Origin of the sequence: Micromonospora craterilacus (genome assembly GCF_003236315.1) — a bacterium.
In the GTDB taxonomy this organism is placed as follows: Bacteria; Actinomycetota; Actinomycetes; order Mycobacteriales; family Micromonosporaceae; genus Micromonospora; species Micromonospora craterilacus.
Genome location: NZ_POTY01000170.1, coordinates 1 through 16,042, shown reverse-complemented (window position 1 = coordinate 16,042; position 16,042 = coordinate 1). Strand labels below are relative to the sequence as shown.

The following is a 16,042-nucleotide window of genomic DNA, read 5'->3' as shown; positions in this document are numbered from 1 at the left end:
GGAACAGCTGACAACCGCACAAAGCAGAGCCGCTGGCCGGCACCCGACAAAGGGTGCCGGCCAGCGCCGTCTCCACAACCACCCAGGCAAGCCGAACAGCCGCGCAAGCCGGCCAGCAGCCCCAAGCGCAACCACCAAGAAGCCAACCGCTCAGGAAGAAGACACCAACTCCACCTCGTACCCCTGCCCGTCGGCCAGGTACGCGGCGTAGGTGTCGGGGCCGCCGGCGTACGGGTGACGGTCGGGGAAGAGCAGCTCCCAGCCGTACGCCGGGGCCTCTCCGACCAGCCGGTCCACGGCGGCGGGTGGACCGGCGTGGAAGGCCAGGTGGTTGAGGCCGGGCGCGAGCCGGTCGTGCCGCCGACCGGACAGCCCGGGTGACTCCTCCATCACCAGGTACGTCGGGCCGAGCCGCCAGGAACGGCCGGCCGGCCACTCCTGGAACGGCGCCCAGCCCAACTCGCCGAGGAGCCACCCCCAGCTGCGCATCGCCGCGCCCAGGTCGGGTACCCACACCTCAACGTGGTGCAGTGCCCCGAGGGTCACCGGCCTCCGCCCGGCACCCACAGCACATCTCCGTCCGGATTCGCCGTTCTTGCCAGAATGAAGAGCAGGTCCGACAACCGGTTGAGATACTTTGCCGGGAGGCGGCTGGTCCGGTCGGGGTCGTGTGCGACGAGGGCCCACGCCGACCGCTCGGCGCGCCGGGCGATCGTCCGCGCCACGTGCAGCAGTGCCGCGCCCGCGGTGCCGCCGGGGAGGATGAAGGAGTCGAGCTTGCTCAGGCGCGCGTTGTACTCGTCGCACCAGCCCTCCAGGCGCTCCACATACTCCTCCGTGACCCGCAGCGGCGGGTACTTCGGGTCCGGTTCGACCGGGGTGGACAGGTCTGCCCCCACGTCGAACATGTCGTTCTGGATCGGCCCGAGCACCGCCCGCAGTTCGTCGTCCAGCTGGCCCAGCGCGAGTGCCACGCCGATCGCGGCGTTGCACTCGTCGACATCGGCGTACGCGGCGATCCGTGGATCGTTCTTCGGCACCTGCTCGTTGTTGCTCAGCCTGGTCATGCCGGCGTCGCCGGCCTTGGTGTAGATGCGCGTGAGGTGGACGGCCATGACGCACAGCCTACGGATACCGGACCTGACCATCCCGGCGCGGCCGGCGGCGGGCACGGGCTGGTCCGCCGGGGTCGGCCCGGGCGACGCGGGTGACGCCGCGGTCGCGGATGTCGACGTCATCCGGGTACGCGGCGGTGCCCGGCTCGCCGGCACGGTACATGTGGTGGGGGCGAAGAACTCGGCGTTGAAGCTGATGGCCGCCGCCTTGCTCGCCCCGGGCCGAAGCGTGATCACGAACGTGCCACGGATCACCGACATCGCCATCATGGGCGAGGTGCTGCGCCGCCTCGGCTGCGGCGTACGGTTCGACGTGGACGACCCGGTCGACCCGATGGTGGCGGTCGGCGGGGTGGCCCGGTCCCGTTCGGTCACCATCGACGTGCCGGAGCAGCCGGGCGTCGAGGCCGACTACGACCTGGTCCGCCGGCTGCGCGCGTCGATTTGTGTGCTGGGTCCGCTGCTGGCTCGGCGCGGGTACGTCCGGGTGGCTCATCCGGGCGGCGACGCGATCGGCTCCCGTGGGTTGGACATGCACATCTCCGGGCTGACCCGGATGGGCGCCGACATCTCCGGCGAGCACGGCTTCGTGATCGCCTCCGCGCCCGACGGCCTGCACGGGGCGGAGATCGTGCTGGACTTCCCCAGCGTCGGGGCGACCGAGAACCTGGTCATGGCGGCCGTCCTGGCCGACGGTACGACCGTGATCGAGAACGCCGCCCGCGAGCCGGAGATCGTGGACATCTGCACCATGCTCCAGCGGATGGGCGCGTTGATCGAGGGCGAGGGCACCTCCACCATCACCATCGTCGGCGTACCCCGGCTGCAACCGGTCCGGCACGCCACGGTGGGGGACCGGATCGTCGCCGGGACCTGGGCCTTCGCGGCGGCGATGACCCGCGGCGACGTCACCGTGACCGGGCTCGACCCGGCGTTCCTGGAGGTCGCGCTGGACAAGGTGGTCGCGGCCGGCGGGCTGGTGGAGACCCGGGCGGACGCCTTCCGGGTACGCATGGACGACCGGCCCCGGGCGGTCGACGTGGTGACGCTGCCCTACCCGGGCTTCGCAACCGACCTGCTGCCGATGGCGATCGGGCTGGCCGCGCTCAGCGACGGCGCCTCGCTGATCACCGAGAACATCTTCGACGGCCGGTTCATGTTCGCCAACGAGATGATGCGGCTGGGCGCGGACATCAAGACCGACGGGCACCACGCCGTGGTACGCGGCCGGGAGCGGCTCTCCGGCGCGCCGGTGCGGGCCACCGACATCCGGGCCGGCGCCGGGCTGATCATCGCCGGGCTCTGCGCCGACGGGGTGACCGAGGTGTCCCACGTGCACCACGTCGACCGGGGCTATCCCGACTTCGTGGCCGACCTGCGCGCCCTCGGCATCGAGGTCGAACGGGCCACCGCGCCGGAGGAGCCCGAACTGACCATCTGAGCCGCCTTAGCTGTCGTTCAGGCCCGCCGATTAGGGTGCAGGGAGACACTCAATCGCAGCGAGGGAGAGGCAGATGGCGGGTCGACTCGCGGTCGTCGGTGCCGGGCTGATGGGCTCGGGCATCGCCCAGGTGGCGGCACAGGCGGGCTGGCAGGTGGTGCTGCGGGATCTGGATGACGCGGCGACACGGCGTGGCGTGGACGGCATCCGGAAGTCGCTGGCGAAGTTCGCGGAGAAGGGCAAGATCACTGCGGACGACGTCGAGGCGGCGCTCGGCCGGATCACTGCGACCACCGAGCTGGAGGCGGCGGCCGACGCGGACATCGTGGTGGAGGCGGTCTTCGAGCGGCTGGAGATCAAGCACGAGGTGTTCCGTGCGCTGGACAAGATCTGCAAGGCGGACGCCGTGCTGGCCACCAACACCTCGGCCATCCCGGTGACCCAGATCGCCACGGCCACCGACCGCCCGGAGGCGGTCGTCGGCACCCACTTCTTCTCGCCGGTGCCGATGATGAAGCTCTGCGAGCTGGTCCGTGGCTACAAGACCAGCGACGCGACGCTGGAGACGGCGAAGTCGTTCGCCGAGGAGATCGGCAAGACCGTCGTGGTGGTCAACCGGGACATCGCCGGCTTCGTCACCACCCGGCTGATCAGCGCCCTGGCCATGGAGGCGGTACGCCTGGTCGAGGCGGGCGTCATCTCCGCCGAGGACCTGGACACCGCCTGCAAGCTCGGCTTCGGGCACGCCATGGGTCCGCTCGCCACCGTCGACCTGACCGGCGTCGACGTGCTGCTCAACGCCACCCGCAACATCTACACCGACACCGCCGACGAGAAGTTCTTCCCGCCGGAACTGCTCCAGCGCATGGCCACCGCCGGCGACCTGGGCCGCAAAACCGGCAAGGGCTTCTACTCCTACTGAGATGTAAGGAAGGGCCCTGCGGGCCCTTCCTTGCACGTCAGCCGTCGCGGCGGGTGGTCCAGCGGAAGGTCGTCAGGCAGAGCAGCAGGCCGATCACGCACCAGGCACCGAGGACCAGGGCGACCCGGGTCAGCTCGAACGAGCCGCCGGGCTCGTTGGCGCCGAAGCTCTCCGGCAGGAAGACCGACCGCAGCCCCTGGCACATCCACTTGAGCGGGAAGAGGGCCGCCACCTGCTGCATCCAGGGTGGCAGGTTGGTGAAGACGAAGAACACCCCGGAGATGAACTGGAGCACCAGCGCGATCGGGGTGACCACGGCCGAGCCACTGCGGGCGGTACGGGCCAGTGACGAGATCGCGATGCCGCAGAGGGTGCAGGCGGTGATCCCCAGGATGCTGACCCAGCCGAAGGTAAACCAGGCCGCCGCCGTCGCCGGCAGGTTCAGGTCGAACAGGGTCACCGAGACCGCGAGCAGCAGGGCGGTCATCACGACGCCGATCACCAGCACCATGATCACCTTGCCGGCGAACCAGACCCACTTCGGCATCGGCGTGCCCCGGTAACGCTTGAGCACGCCCCGGTCCCGCTCGATCGGGATCCAGATGCCGAGGTTCTGGAAGCTCACCGTCATCAGGCCGGTGGCGATCATGCCGGTGATGAAGTACTGCGTGTAGCTCGCGCCGGAGCCGAGGTCGTCGTCGAAGATCGAGGCGAAGATCAGCACCATGATGATCGGGAAGCCGAGCGTGAAGACGACGGACTCCCGGCTGCGCAGGAACTGCCGGATCTCCAGGCGACCCTGGCGCAGGGCGAGACTGGTCGGCCCGAGCCGACGGGCTGCGGGAGCGGCGGCGACCGGGGCCGCCGGCTTCGTGGTGGTGGTCATCGGTGTCCGATCATCTTCAGGTAGATGTCTTCCAGGGTGGGCCGGGTGACGGTCAGCCCGGGGACCTCACCGCCGAAGCGCGCGGCCAGCTCCGTCACCAGCGCCGTCGGCGACGCGCTCTCCGCGCTCTCCAACGTCCCGTCCGGCGTACGCCAGGAGACCGTGGCCAGCGCCTCCTGCCGGTTGCCCAGGAGGTTCGGAGCGGCGACCTCGACCAGTCGGCCGCCGGCGATCACGCCCGCCCGGTCGGCCAGTGCCTCGGCCTCGTCCAGGTAGTGGGTGGTGAGCACGATGGTGGTGCCGGCGGCGGAGAGGTCCCGGATCAGCTCCCAGAACTCGCGCCGCGCCTCCGGGTCGAAGCCCGTGGTCGGCTCGTCGAGGAAGAGCAGTTCGGGGCGGCCGATGATGCCCAGCGCCACGTCCAGGCGGCGCTTCTGCCCGCCGGAGAGGGTGTGCGTACGGGCCTGGGCCTTGGCGGCCAGCCCGACCCGCTCGATCACCTTGTCCGGGTCGTCGGCACCCGGGTAGAAGCCGGCGAAGTGGTGCACCACCTCGGCGACGGTCAGGTCGTCGAACTCGCCGGTGCCCTGGAGCACGATGCCCACCCGGCCGCGCCAGTCGGGGGTCGGCCGGGCCGGGTCGGCGTCGAGGACCCGTACCTCACCGGCGTCCCGGTGGCGGTAGCCCTCCAGGATCTCCACGGTGGTGGTCTTGCCCGCGCCGTTCGGCCCGAGCAGGGCGAACACCTCGCCCCGGTGGACGTCCAGGTCCAGGTCGGCCACCGCGACGTTGTCGCCGTACGCCTTGCGCAGCCCCCGGACGCGGATCGCGACGTCGTCACTCATGCCGTCAAGTGTGCGACCCGCCGCCATCCGCCGTCCGACCCGGGGGTGGTGGTCCCACCCATCGAGGGCGCGTTGTACCCGGGCGTCACCTACATCGGGCTGTGTGGTTTTCCACAGCCCGTTTTACTGAACGGTAACTTAAACTCCGGCCATGGACGAGAAGGCACTCCCGGGCCGGCTGCCGGAGCGCGACCGCCCCTGGGTGATGCGTACCTACGCGGGGCACTCGTCGGCCGCCGCGACCAACGCGCTCTTCCGCCGCAACCTGGCCAAAGGCCAGACCGGCCTGTCGGTCGCCTTCGACCTGCCCACCCAGACCGGGTACGACCCGGACCACGAACTCGCCGCCGGTGAGGTGGGCCGGGTCGGCGTCCCGGTGTCGCAGGTGGGCGACGTGCGGGCGCTGTTCGACGGCATCCCGCTGGCCGAGATGAACACCTCGATGACCATCAACGCGCCGGCGATGTGGCTGCTCGGCCTCTACGGCACGGTCGCCACCGAGCAGGGCGCCGAGTTGTCCCGCTGCGCGGGCACCACGCAGAACGACATCATCAAGGAGTACCTCTCCCGGGGGACGTACATCTTCCCGCCGGCCGCGTCGCTGCGGCTGACCGCCGACGTGGTCGCGTACACGCTGCGGGAGATGCCCCGGTGGAACCCGGTCAACATCTGCTCGTACCACCTCCAGGAGGCCGGCGCCACGCCGGTGCAGGAGGTCGGCTTCGCGCTCGCCACCGCCGTCGCCGTGCTCGACGCGGTCCGCGACTCCGGGCAGGTGCCCGCCGACCGGATGGGCGACGTGGTGCAGCGGATCTCCTTCTTCGTCAACGCCGGCGTGCGGTTCGTCGAGGAGATCGCCAAGATGCGTGCCTTCGGCGCGCTGTGGGACGAGATCACCCGCGACCGGTACGGCGTCGAGGACCCGAAGCAGCGCCGTTTCCGGTACGGCGTGCAGGTCAACTCGCTCGGCCTGACCGAGGCCCAGCCGGAGAACAACATCCAGCGCATCGTGCTGGAGATGCTCGGGGTCACCTTCTCCCGGGACGCGCGGGCCCGGGCGGTGCAGCTGCCGGCCTGGAACGAGGCGCTCGGCCTGCCCCGCCCGTGGGACCAGCAGTGGTCGCTGCGGATGCAGCAGGTGCTCGCGTACGAGTCGGACCTGCTGGAGTACCCGGACCTGTTCGACGGCTCGCACGTGATGACCGCGCTGGTCGACGGGATCGTCGGCGGCGCCCGGGTGGAGCTGGCGAAGGTGCTGGAGATGGGCGGCGTGGTCGCCGCGGTGGAGACCGGCTACCTCAAGAGCGCGCTGGTCGCCTCGCTGGCCGAGCGGCGGCGCCGGATGGAGGCCGGCAGCGACGTGGTCGTCGGCGTCAACCGGTTCACCGAGACCGAGCCGTCGCCGCTGACCGCCGCGGGTGCCGAGGCGGTCGAGCAGGTCGACCCGGCGGTGGAGGCGGCCGCGGTGGACGCCGTACGCCGGTGGCGGGCCGGTCGGGACGCGGCGGCGGTGGACGCGGCGCTGGCCCGGCTACGCGCGGACGCCGCGACCGAGGCGAACCTGATGACCGCCACCCTGGAGTGCGTGCGGGTCGGGGTGACCACCGGCGAGTGGGCCGGCGCGCTGCGCCAGGTCTTCGGCGAGTACCGGGCGCCGACCGGGCTGGCCGGCGCCGCCGGGGCGGGCGGCGACGCGGGGCTGGCCGAGGTCCGCGAGCGGGTCGCCGCCACCGCCCGCGAGCTGGGCAGCGGACGGCTGCGCCTGCTGGTCGGCAAGCCCGGCCTGGACGGGCACTCCAACGGTGCCGAGCAGATCGCGGTACGCGCCCGCGACGCCGGCTTCGAGGTGGTCTACCAGGGCATCCGGCTCACCGCCGGGCAGATCGTCGCCGCCGCCGTCGAGGAGGACGTCGACCTGGTCGGGCTCTCCGTGCTCTCCGGCTCGCACCTGGCGGCGGTGCCCGCCGTGCTCGACGGCCTGCGGGCCGCCGGCCGGCCGGACCTGCCGGTGGTGGTCGGCGGCATCATCCCCGCCCCGGACGCCGAGCAACTGCGCGCCGCCGGGGTGGCGCGGGTCTTCACGCCGAAGGACTTCGCGCTGACCACCATCATCGACGAGCTGGTGACGGTCATCCGCCAAGCGAACGACCTGTAAGGAAGGGCCCCTTTTTAACGCCTCCGGTATAGGAAGGCCCCTTCTTAACACGCCAGCGGCGCCAGCGGGCGTCGGCGGCGGGGCGTCGGCGGCGTGCCAGCGGGGCGTCAGCGGTGGCGGTAGGTCATGCAGTCGGCCATGTCGGCGTCCGGGCCGACCCGGATCGCCGGTGCCTGGCACTCCAGCTGCTCGTTGTGCCGGCAGTCGGCCCGCTGGCACGCGCCCACCTGGGCGATCTGCCCGTCGATGCCGGCGCGGACGGCCGGCATCTCGATGAAGGTGTGGCAGTGGGCATGGTCCGTGCTGCCGATCGTGATGGCGAAGGCGTGGCAGTCGCCGGTGTCGTTGTACGCACAGGCGGTGGCCACACACTCCTGCACGCGGGGCATCTCCATCGCTGCCGTCATGACCCGACCTCCTCCGTGACTTGCCCCGATTTTAGGCTTTCAGCGGATTCGTCTTACCCAGTTTGCCGGGACTTACGGCGCGGTCGGACCGTCCCCGAGCACCTCGGAGAGCAGCGCCGGCTCGAGGCCACGGTCAGCCAGCCCGGCCAGGATGTGCGGCAGCGCCTCGTCGGTCATCGGCGCGTTCGCCTCGGTGACGTGCAGGACGACCACCGAGCCGGGTCGTACGTTGTCCAGGACGGCGCGCACGATCGGCCGCCAGGAGGTCGCGAACGGATCCCCGCTGACCACGTCGCCGTCCACCACGGTGAGTCCGAGCGGGGCGAGTTCGGTCAGGGCGGTCCGGTCGTGGCACAGGCCCGGGAAGCGGAAGTAGCGGGTCTGCCGCCCGCCGTACGCACCGACCACGTCGAAGGTTCGGGCCACGTCGGCGGTCATCTCACGGCGGGCGATCCGCGGCAGGCCGTAGCAGTCCGGGGTGAAGGCCAGGTGTCCGTAGGTGTGGTTGGCCAACTCGAAGCGCGGATTGGCGGCGAGCCGACGGGTCACCTGCGGGTACTGCTCGACCCACTTGCCGGTCAGGAAGAAGGTGGCCGGCACCTCGTCCCGCTCCAGCAGGTCGATGATCTTCAGGTTCGCGTACGACCGCACGGAGCCGCTGCGTAGCTGGTACCGCATGGCGTCGGTCATGTCGGCGTCGAAGGTGAGCGCCACCTTGTTGCCGCTGCGTGGCCCGTGGTCGAGCACCGGCGGCCGGGTCCCGGGCCGGGTCGCGCCCGGCAGGACGTCGGCCTCCGGGGTCCGGATGCCGGTCGGCGAGGGTTCCGGAGCAGGATCCGGCCCGCGATCCGGCTCCTCGTCGGCAGCCATCTCCGCGGCCTGGTCCGAAGTGGGTGGCCGGACGATGCCGGTGCCTTCCGGCTGGCGGAGAGGGGCCGCGAGAGCCAGCAGGACCACCGCGCCGAGCACGGCGGCGAGGGTCGCGACGAGCGGAACGGGAGAGACCTTCACGGACACCGTGAGATGGTCTCAGGTCGGCCCAGAAACCGGGGGACCGCGCCGGGTGTCGGCGTACCGGATCAGACCCGGTAGCCGGCGGCCCGAGCCGCCGCTCGTTCCCGACGGCGCTCCGCCCGACGGCGCAGGAACCAGATCAGGAAGAACACGAACCCGACCACGAACGCCAGCACGAGCACCGGCAGGATGATCGCGACGAGGGACATCAACACGCTGGTGGCGTCCTCGGCGGTACTCGCCACCGGGGCACCGAACCCGGCCGTGGTCGCGTTGATGACCGGCCGCGCGGCGGACTTGAGCAGGTGTACGCCGAGGGCGATGAGCGCGCCGACCAGCACCGGCACCCACTGGCCGGTGCTGGCGAAGAGACTGTCCGGGTCGCTGACCGTCACGGTGCCGGAGGCCGAGCCGGCGCCGAACGCCAGGCCGCCGGCGGTCGGGCGGACCGCCGTCTGCACCACGTCGTTGACGTGGTCCACCACCGGCACCTTGTCGGCGACGAGTTCGACCGCGAGCAACGCCGCCAGGATGGCCAGCATCCAGCCGTTGCCCAGCCACTGCCAGCCGGCGGGCAGGTCGATCACGCTGGTGTAGCGGGCCAGCAGACCCGTCACCAACAGCGGGATGTACGCGTTCAGACCCGCCGAGGCGGCGAGGCCGGTACCGGTGAGCAATTCGAACACGGTCTCAGCATCGCACCGGCACGCCAGTGACGCTCGGCGGCGATCCGCGGCGGCTCCGCTACCCTCGTCGGGTGCGGTTGGTGATTGCGAAATGCTCGGTGGACTATGTCGGACGGCTCTCGGCCCACCTGCCGCCGGCTACCCGGCTGCTGATGGTGAAGGCGGACGGGTCGGTGTCCATCCATGCCGACGACCGGGCCTACAAGCCGTTGAACTGGATGAGCCCGCCGTGCCGGCTGGAGGAGGCCCCCGGTGTCTGGCGGGTGGTCAACAAGGCCGGCGAGGAGCTGCGGATCACCCTGGAGGAGATCTTCCAGGACACCTCGTACGAACTGGGTGTCGACCCGGGGCTGCGCAAGGACGGTGTCGAGGCGCACCTGCAGGAGCTGCTGGCGGCCAACCCCGAGACGCTGGGCGAGGGGTACACCCTCGTCCGGCGCGAGTACATGACCGCCATCGGCCCGGTCGACCTGCTCTGCCGGGACGCCGAACAGGGCTCGGTCGCGGTCGAGGTGAAGCGCCGTGGCGAGATCGACGGCGTGGAGCAGCTCACCCGCTACCTCGAACTGCTCAACCGGGATCCGCTGCTCGCCCCGGTCGCCGGGGTCTTCGCCGCGCAGGAGATCAAGCCGCAGGCCCGGGTGCTCGCCACGGACCGCGGCATCCGCTGCGTGGTGGTGGACTACGACCGGCTGCGCGGCATCGAGCGCGACGAGCTGACCCTCTTCTAACCTCGGCCGTACAGCATCTTGACCGCCTTCACCAGGCGCGCGACGTCGGCCGGCGTGCGCTCGAAGGTGGTCGAGGGCAGCAGCGTGCGGGCGCGGCGGCGGGTCACCGCCTTGGCCCGGCCGAACTCGCGCAGCCCGTCCTCGCCGTGGATCCGGCCGAAGCCGGACTCGCCGACCCCACCGAACGGCAGGGTGGACATCCCGGCGAAGGTGAGGGTCGAGTTGACCGAAGCCATGCCGGAGCGCAGCCGCCGCGCGATCGCCACCGCGCGTCGCCCGCCGAAGACCGAACCACCCAGGCCGTACGGCAGGGCGTTGGCCCGGGCGACCGCCTCGTCCGCGTCCCGGACCCGGTTGACGGTCAGCGTGGGGCCGAAGGTTTCCTCGCGGACCGCGGCGGAGTCCTCCGGCACGTCCACCAGCACGGTCGGGTGCGCATACGGCGGTTGCACCGCGTCCGGCCCGCCCAGCGCGGCGCGACCGCCCCGGGCCAGCGCGTCGTCGATGTGCCGGCGGATGACGTCGAGCTGGCTCGGCATGGTGATCGGGCCGACGTCCGCGCCCTCCGGGCCGACGGTCAGCCGGCCGGCGCGCTCGACCACCTTGTCGACGAAGGCGTCGAAGACCGGCTCCACGGCGTAGACCCGCTCGATGCCGATGCAGGTCTGACCGGCGTTGGTCATCGCGCCCCAGACGCACGCCTCGGCGGCGGCGTCCAGATCGGCGTCCACGTCCACGATCATCGCGTCCTTGCCGCCGGCCTCCACCAGCACCGGGGTCAGCGACTCGGCACAGGCCGCCATCACCTTCTTCGCGGTCGCCGTCGAACCGGTGAAGGCGAGCTTGTCGACACCGGCGCGGCACAGCGCCGCGCCGATGTCACCGAGCCCGTGCACCGCGGCGAACACCGGTTGCTCGGGCACCACCTCGGCAAAGCTGTCGACCAGCCACTGCCCGACGACCGGGGTGTACTCGCTGGGCTTGAAGACCACCGCGTTGCCGGCCGCCAGCGCGTACGCGGCGGAGCCGATGGGGGTGAAGACGGGGTAGTTCCACGGGCCGATGACGCCGACCACGCCGTACGGCTGGTATTCCAGATGGGCCGAGAACTCGGCCAGGATGAGCCGCGAGCGGACCCGGCGGGGGCCTAACACCCGACGGGCGTTGCGGGCCGACCAGTCGACGTGCTCAACGGCGGTCACGATCTCGACCAGGGCGTCGGCGACCGGCTTGCCGCCCTCGACGTGCACCAGCTCGGCGAGCTGCTCGATCCGCTGGGCGAGCAGTCGTCGCCAGCGCAGCAGCCGCTCGCGTCGCCCGGTGAAGCCGAGCCCCGCCCACCACTGGCCGGCGGCGCGGGCCCGCTCGACGGCACGTTCGACGTCCACCGGGGTGGCGACCGGGACGCGGCCCGCCTCGTCGCCCGTCGCCGGGCTGGTCGAGATCAGGTGACCGCCCTCGATCACCGGGGTGCCGGGGAGCTGCACAGCCGTCATGGCGGAAGTCTAGACCCGAGACCTACTCGCTGGTAGGGGTGCTGAACTGGGGCGAACCCGATCGAGAGCCAGCGCGTTGAACCGGATGGAGCAGTAGTTCCCGTTGGGCACACCGCCGCCCCTTCCGCCGGAGGGCCGAACGGTTGGTGCCCGGCCGGTGACTCGGAGATGCCCGGCCGGGCGGTGGAACCGACCACCCGGGGGTGGCAGGCTGACGCGGGGTGGCCGCGCCGGGTGGAGGTCTGACTGTCCATGGAGGAAAATCCGCAACTGATGCCGCTGCTGACCGTCGCCACCGGGCCGATGCGCGGGCTCGGTTTCCGCGTACGTCACCAGCCGCAGGTGATCGGCCGCGACCCGGCGGTCGACATCGTCGTCGACGATCCGCACCTGAGTCGCCGGCACGCCGAGATCCGGCTGACCGCCGACGGAGTGTCCCTGGTGGACCTCGGATCCACGAACGGCAGCTGGGTGAACGACCTCCGGGTCACCGGGGTGGCCCGGCTCACCGACGGTGACGTGATCCGGATCGGCCGTACCGAGCTGCGGTTCTTCGATCCCGGGGTGGCGCGAACCGATCCGGTGGGCCTGCGCTTCGGAACGTCTCGAAAGGAACGGCGGCCGACCCTGCCGCTGCCCGTCGCAACCCCGGGCGGGACGCCGGGGCCAGCGGGCGCGAGGACGGCACCTGCGGGCGCGACGCCGCCTCCGGCGTCGCCCGCGTCGGCGGCGGTGGCCGGCCGCTCCTGACGGCGGCGGACGCCACCGGCCCGAGGCGGGCAGTAGGGACCGGCCACATGGACCGCCGAAGTCGATGGTGGCAGCATGCCGCGGATGAAGACCGAGCAGCACGTCGTCACCGCCAACGGGATCACCCAGGCCGTCCGGGTGGCCGGCCCGTCCGACGGCGTACCGGTGCTGCTCGTCCACGGCAACTGCTCCTCGGCCGCCTTCTGGGAGCCGCTGGTGCGGCGACTGCCCGCGACGCTGCGGGTGGTCGCGCCGGACCTGCGCGGCTACGGCGGTACGCAGACCGCGCCGGTGGACGCCGGCCGAGGGCTGACGGACTTCGCCGACGACGTGGCGGCCCTGCTCGACGAACCGACGCTCTTCGGCGAGGGTGCCCGGCCGGTGGTGGTCGGCCACTCACTCGGCGGGGGAGTGGCGATGCGGCTGCTGGTGGACCACCCCGACCGGGTGGCCGGGCTGCTGCTCGCCGCGCCGGTCTCGCCGTACGGCTTCGGTGGCACCCGTGACCTGGCCGGCACCCCCACCACCCCGGACTTCGCCGGCACCGGCGGCGGCACGGCGAGCCCCGACTTCGTCGCCCGGCTGGCCGCCGGTGATCGTGGCGCCGAGGACCAGACCAGCCCGCGCAGCGTGCTGCGGACCGCGTACGTGGCGGACCCGGCCGCCCTCGGCGACGACGAGGAACTGCTGCTCGACAGCCTGCTCTCCACCGCGACCGGGACGGACAACTACCCCGGCGACGCGGTGCCGTCGCCGCACTGGCCGGGAACCGCGCCGGGCCGCCGGGGTGTGCTCAACGCGCTCGCCCCGGCGCACTTCCGGATCGCCGACGAGCTGGTGGCCGTCACGCCCAAGCCGCCGGTCACCTGGATCCGCGGCGACGCCGATGTGATCGTCTCCGACACGTCGCTGTTCGACCTGGCCCAGCTCGGCGCGCTGGGCGTGGTGCCCGGCTGGCCCGGGCCGGACGAGTGCCCACCGCAGCCGATGCTGGCGCAGACCCGCGCCGTGCTCGACCGGTACGCGGCCGCCGGCGGCAGCTACCGGGAGGTGATGCTGCCCGGCTGCGGGCACAGCCCGCACCTGGAACGGCCGACGGAGTTCGTCGCGGAGCTGCTGGCACTGGCCGGTGTCGATGCGATCTGAAGCGTCCGATCGATGCCGTCGTGAAATATCCCACGGCGCCTCGACAACGGTGCGTCACGTGGCAGACTCGCGCGCATAACCTTAGCGGCCGTTCATGTCGGGCCGCGCCGAGCGGACAGGGGAGGCCGGGTCGTGGCGCGCGAGTTCACCAGTGTGGGCGTGGTGGGTCTGGGCACCATGGGTGCCGGGATCGTCGAGGTCTTCGCCCGTAACGGCATCAACGTGGTCGCCGTGGAGATCTCCGACGCCGCCCTGGAACGCGGGCAGGCCAACCTGACCGGCTCGACCGATCGGGCGGTGGCCAAGGGCAAGCTCGCCGAGGCCGACCGGGACGCGCTGCTGGGCCGGGTCACCTTCGCCGTCGGGCTGGACGCGCTGCACTCGGTGGACCTGGTGATCGAGGCGGTGCCCGAGCACCTGGACCTGAAGCAGCGGATCTTCGCCGAGATGGACCGGGTCTGCAAGCCCGAGGCCATCCTGGCCACCAACACCTCGTCGCTGAGCGTCACCGAGATCTCCGTGGCCACCGCCCGGCCCAACCAGGTCATCGGCATCCACTTCTTCAACCCCGCGCCGGTGATGAAGCTGGTCGAGGTCGTGCGTACGGTGGTCACCTCCGCCGACGTGGTGGCCGACGTGGAGGCGCTCTGCGCGCGGCTCGGCAAGGTCGACGTGACCATCAACGACCGGGCCGGGTTCATCGCCAACGCGCTGCTGTTCGGCTACCTCAACCACGCGGTCGGCATGTTCGAGGCCCGGTACGCCAGCCGCGAGGACATCGACGCCGCGATGAAGCTCGGCTGCGGACTGCCGATGGGTCCGCTCGCGCTGATGGACCTGATCGGCCTGGACACCGCGTACGAGATCCTGGACACCATGTACCGGCGCGGCGGGCGTGACCGCCGGCACGCGCCGGTGCCGCTGCTCAAGCAGATGGTGACCGCGGGTCTGCTCGGTCGGAAGTCCGGTCGGGGGTTCTACACCTACGAGCGACCGGGCTCACCGAAGGTCGTACCGGACGAGCAGACGCCGGCCGCGGCGGAGTCGGCGCTGGCCGACGGCGCGAGCGGGATCTCGAAGGTCGGTGTGGTCGGCTCCGGCACGATGGCCACCGGCATCATCGAGGTCTTCGCCAAGGCCGGCTACGAGGTCGTCTCGGTGACCCGGGGTGCGGAGAAGTCCGCCAAGGTCTGCGAGGCGGTCAAGACCTCGCTGAACAAGGGCGTGGTCCGGGGCAAGCTCAGCGAGACCGACCGGGACGCCGCGCTCGGCCGGGTCAACTGGTCGGCGACGCTGGAGCACCTGGCCGACGTCGACCTGGTGGTCGAGGCGGTGGTCGAGGAGCTGAGCGTCAAGAAGGCGCTGTTCGCCAGCCTCGACGAGATCTGCAAGCCGGGTGTCGTGCTGGCCACCACCACTTCCTCGCTGCCGGTGATCGAGGTGGCGATGGCCACCCAGCGCCCGGCCGACGTGGTGGGACTGCATTTCTTCAACCCCGCGCCGATCATGCCGATGGTGGAGATCGTGCGGACGATCCGTACCTCGGCGGAGACCACCGCCACCGCCCGGGCGGTCTGTGCCGCACTCGGCAAGACCGGCGTGGTCTGCGGCGACCGGTCCGGTTTCATCGTCAACGCGCTGCTGTTCCCGTACCTCAACGACGCGGTGCGGATGCTGGAGGCCAGCTACTCCACCGCCGACGACATCGACCACGCGATGAAGCTCGGCTGCGGGTACCCGATGGGTCCCTTCGAGCTGCTCGACGTGGTCGGCCTGGACGTGTCGCTGGCCATCCAGCGGGAGTTGTACCTGGAGCTGCGGGAGCCCGGGTTCGCCCCCGCGCCGCTGCTGGAGCACCTGGTGACCGCCGGCTACCTGGGCCGCAAGGCCGGCCGTGGCTTCCGCGACCACACCCGCCGCTGAGGTGTAAGGAAGGGCCCCTTTTTAACGCCTGCGGTAGAGGAAGGGGCCCCTCTTAACATCACCGCTGCGGGCCGGCGGGCCGGCGGACCGGCCTGCGCCGCACCGCCCGTACGCTGGATGACGTGAGCCCCCGTCGTAACCGTCCCCGCCGTGACGACGATTCCCGCCTGGACGCCGAGCGCGCCCGGCACGGCGTCGAGTCGGTGCAGCAGTGGCGCGACGGCGACTGGCAGGTACGCGGGATCAGCGGCGGTGCGTCCGTCAAGACCTACCGCTGCCCCGGATGTGACCAGGAGATTCAGCCCGGCGTGGCGCACGTCGTCGCCTGGCCGGCGGACGGCCGGGGTGATCTCACCGACCGGCGGCACTGGCACAGCGGCTGCTGGCGGGCCCGGGACCGGCGGGCCCCGGTGATCCAGCGCGGTCGTGGCGCGCCCCGCCACGGCTGAGCCGGCCAGGCCGGTGCAGCGTTAATAAGGGGCCCTTCCTCTACCGCAGGCGGCGATCTTTGTCACGGTGGGCGGC

General features: G+C 71.7%; 16 protein-coding genes. 8 read left to right on the top strand and 8 right to left on the bottom strand.

The features are described 5' to 3' along the window. Positions 1-150: 150 nt before the first annotated feature. On the bottom strand, positions 151-546 hold the full coding sequence (locus tag C1I95_RS23270; protein ID WP_267900709.1) for a VOC family protein: 396 nt from the start codon (positions 544-546) through the stop codon (positions 151-153). Continuing rightward, the gene (locus C1I95_RS23265) at positions 543-1,115 is read right to left on the bottom strand and encodes a cob(I)yrinic acid a,c-diamide adenosyltransferase (protein ID WP_111216631.1); all 573 of its coding nucleotides are present in this window, start codon (positions 1,113-1,115) and stop codon (positions 543-545) included. Before C1I95_RS23265 ends, C1I95_RS23270 begins: the two co-directional genes overlap by 4 nt. Here C1I95_RS23265 and murA point away from each other — a divergent pair. Together murA and C1I95_RS23255 are read left to right on the top strand one after the other, a co-directional pair. Continuing rightward, on the top strand, positions 1,114-2,556 hold the full coding sequence (gene murA / locus C1I95_RS23260) for a UDP-N-acetylglucosamine 1-carboxyvinyltransferase (RefSeq protein WP_111216629.1): 1,443 nt from the start codon (positions 1,114-1,116) through the stop codon (positions 2,554-2,556). The two genes, C1I95_RS23265 and murA, sit on opposite strands and share 2 nt — an antisense overlap. 73 nt (positions 2,557-2,629) lie before the next feature. Further along, a complete protein-coding gene (locus tag C1I95_RS23255) occupies positions 2,630-3,478 on the top strand; it encodes a 3-hydroxyacyl-CoA dehydrogenase family protein (RefSeq protein WP_111216627.1) in 849 nt (282 codons plus the stop codon). A gap of 37 nt (positions 3,479-3,515) precedes the next feature. Here C1I95_RS23255 and C1I95_RS23250 read toward each other — a convergent pair whose 3' ends face one another. Together C1I95_RS23250 and C1I95_RS23245 are read right to left on the bottom strand one after the other, a co-directional pair. Further along, entirely contained in the window at positions 3,516-4,364 is an 849-nt protein-coding gene (locus tag C1I95_RS23250) for an ABC transporter permease (protein ID WP_111216625.1), read from the bottom strand. Then, positions 4,361-5,209: an ABC transporter ATP-binding protein gene (locus C1I95_RS23245; RefSeq protein ID WP_111216623.1), complete on the bottom strand. Its 849-nt coding sequence runs from the start codon at positions 5,207-5,209 to the stop codon at positions 4,361-4,363. The genes C1I95_RS23250 and C1I95_RS23245 overlap by 4 nt, the downstream gene beginning before the upstream one ends. 151 nt (positions 5,210-5,360) lie before the next feature. On the opposite strand from C1I95_RS23245, the gene C1I95_RS23240 reads away from it, so the two are divergent. Beyond that, complete coding sequence (locus C1I95_RS23240) at positions 5,361-7,364, top strand: protein meaA (RefSeq protein WP_111216621.1); 2,004 nt, start codon at positions 5,361-5,363, stop codon at positions 7,362-7,364. Between the two features lie 107 nt (positions 7,365-7,471). On the opposite strand, the gene C1I95_RS23235 is transcribed toward C1I95_RS23240, so the two are convergent. The 3 genes from C1I95_RS23235 to C1I95_RS23225 form a co-directional block, all read right to left on the bottom strand. Then, entirely contained in the window at positions 7,472-7,771 is a 300-nt protein-coding gene (locus tag C1I95_RS23235) for a DUF1540 domain-containing protein (protein ID WP_111216619.1), read from the bottom strand. 72 nt (positions 7,772-7,843) lie between these two features. Next, positions 7,844-8,788: a polysaccharide deacetylase family protein gene (locus C1I95_RS23230; RefSeq protein WP_233513829.1), complete on the bottom strand. Its 945-nt coding sequence runs from the start codon at positions 8,786-8,788 to the stop codon at positions 7,844-7,846. A gap of 62 nt (positions 8,789-8,850) precedes the next feature. Next, entirely contained in the window at positions 8,851-9,471 is a 621-nt protein-coding gene (locus tag C1I95_RS23225; protein WP_111216617.1) for a DUF4126 domain-containing protein, read from the bottom strand. Between the two features lie 71 nt (positions 9,472-9,542). On the opposite strand from C1I95_RS23225, the gene nucS reads away from it, so the two are divergent. Then, complete coding sequence (gene nucS, locus C1I95_RS23220) at positions 9,543-10,202, top strand: endonuclease NucS (RefSeq protein ID WP_111216637.1); 660 nt, start codon at positions 9,543-9,545, stop codon at positions 10,200-10,202. Here nucS and C1I95_RS23215 read toward each other — a convergent pair. Next, complete coding sequence (locus tag C1I95_RS23215; protein WP_111216615.1) at positions 10,199-11,698, bottom strand: aldehyde dehydrogenase family protein; 1,500 nt, start codon at positions 11,696-11,698, stop codon at positions 10,199-10,201. The two genes, nucS and C1I95_RS23215, sit on opposite strands and share 4 nt — an antisense overlap. A gap of 252 nt (positions 11,699-11,950) precedes the next feature. On the opposite strand from C1I95_RS23215, the gene C1I95_RS23210 reads away from it, so the two are divergent. The 4 genes from C1I95_RS23210 to C1I95_RS23195 all read left to right on the top strand — a co-directional run bounded on the left by C1I95_RS23210 (position 11,951) and on the right by C1I95_RS23195 (position 15,966). Then, positions 11,951-12,448 (top strand): FHA domain-containing protein, encoded by a 498-nt coding sequence (locus C1I95_RS23210; RefSeq protein ID WP_111216613.1) that lies wholly within the window; start codon positions 11,951-11,953, stop codon positions 12,446-12,448. Positions 12,449-12,523: 75 nt separating this feature from the next. After that, complete coding sequence (locus tag C1I95_RS23205) at positions 12,524-13,594, top strand: alpha/beta fold hydrolase (RefSeq protein WP_438941332.1); 1,071 nt, start codon at positions 12,524-12,526, stop codon at positions 13,592-13,594. 132 nt (positions 13,595-13,726) lie between these two features. After that, positions 13,727-15,517 carry a 3-hydroxyacyl-CoA dehydrogenase family protein gene (locus tag C1I95_RS23200; RefSeq protein WP_111216609.1) on the top strand — a complete coding sequence of 597 codons (1,791 nt, stop codon included), beginning with the start codon at positions 13,727-13,729 and terminating at the stop codon, positions 15,515-15,517. Between the two features lie 122 nt (positions 15,518-15,639). Further along, positions 15,640-15,966 (top strand): Rv1322 family protein, encoded by a 327-nt coding sequence (locus tag C1I95_RS23195; RefSeq protein WP_111216607.1) that lies wholly within the window; start codon positions 15,640-15,642, stop codon positions 15,964-15,966. Positions 15,967-16,042: the final 76 nt, after the last annotated feature.

Excerpts from the sequence above, each read along its gene's own strand:
- C1I95_RS23255 (WP_111216627.1), top strand. The coding sequence starts at position 2,630 with ATGGCGGGTCGACTCGCGGTCGTCGGTGCCGGGCTGATGGGCTCGGGC.
- C1I95_RS23210 (WP_111216613.1), top strand. The coding sequence starts at position 11,951 with ATGGAGGAAAATCCGCAACTGATGCCGCTGCTGACCGTCGCCACCGGG.
- C1I95_RS23265 (WP_111216631.1), bottom strand. The coding sequence starts at position 1,115 with ATGGCCGTCCACCTCACGCGCATCTACACCAAGGCCGGCGACGCCGGC.
- C1I95_RS23250 (WP_111216625.1), bottom strand. The coding sequence starts at position 4,364 with ATGACCACCACCACGAAGCCGGCGGCCCCGGTCGCCGCCGCTCCCGCA.
- C1I95_RS23215 (WP_111216615.1), bottom strand. The coding sequence starts at position 11,698 with ATGACGGCTGTGCAGCTCCCCGGCACCCCGGTGATCGAGGGCGGTCAC.
- C1I95_RS23245 (WP_111216623.1), bottom strand. The coding sequence starts at position 5,209 with ATGAGTGACGACGTCGCGATCCGCGTCCGGGGGCTGCGCAAGGCGTAC.
- murA (WP_111216629.1), top strand. The coding sequence starts at position 1,114 with ATGACGCACAGCCTACGGATACCGGACCTGACCATCCCGGCGCGGCCG.
- C1I95_RS23240 (WP_111216621.1), top strand. The coding sequence starts at position 5,361 with ATGGACGAGAAGGCACTCCCGGGCCGGCTGCCGGAGCGCGACCGCCCC.
- C1I95_RS23205 (WP_438941332.1), top strand. The coding sequence starts at position 12,524 with ATGCCGCGGATGAAGACCGAGCAGCACGTCGTCACCGCCAACGGGATC.
- C1I95_RS23235 (WP_111216619.1), bottom strand. The coding sequence starts at position 7,771 with ATGACGGCAGCGATGGAGATGCCCCGCGTGCAGGAGTGTGTGGCCACC.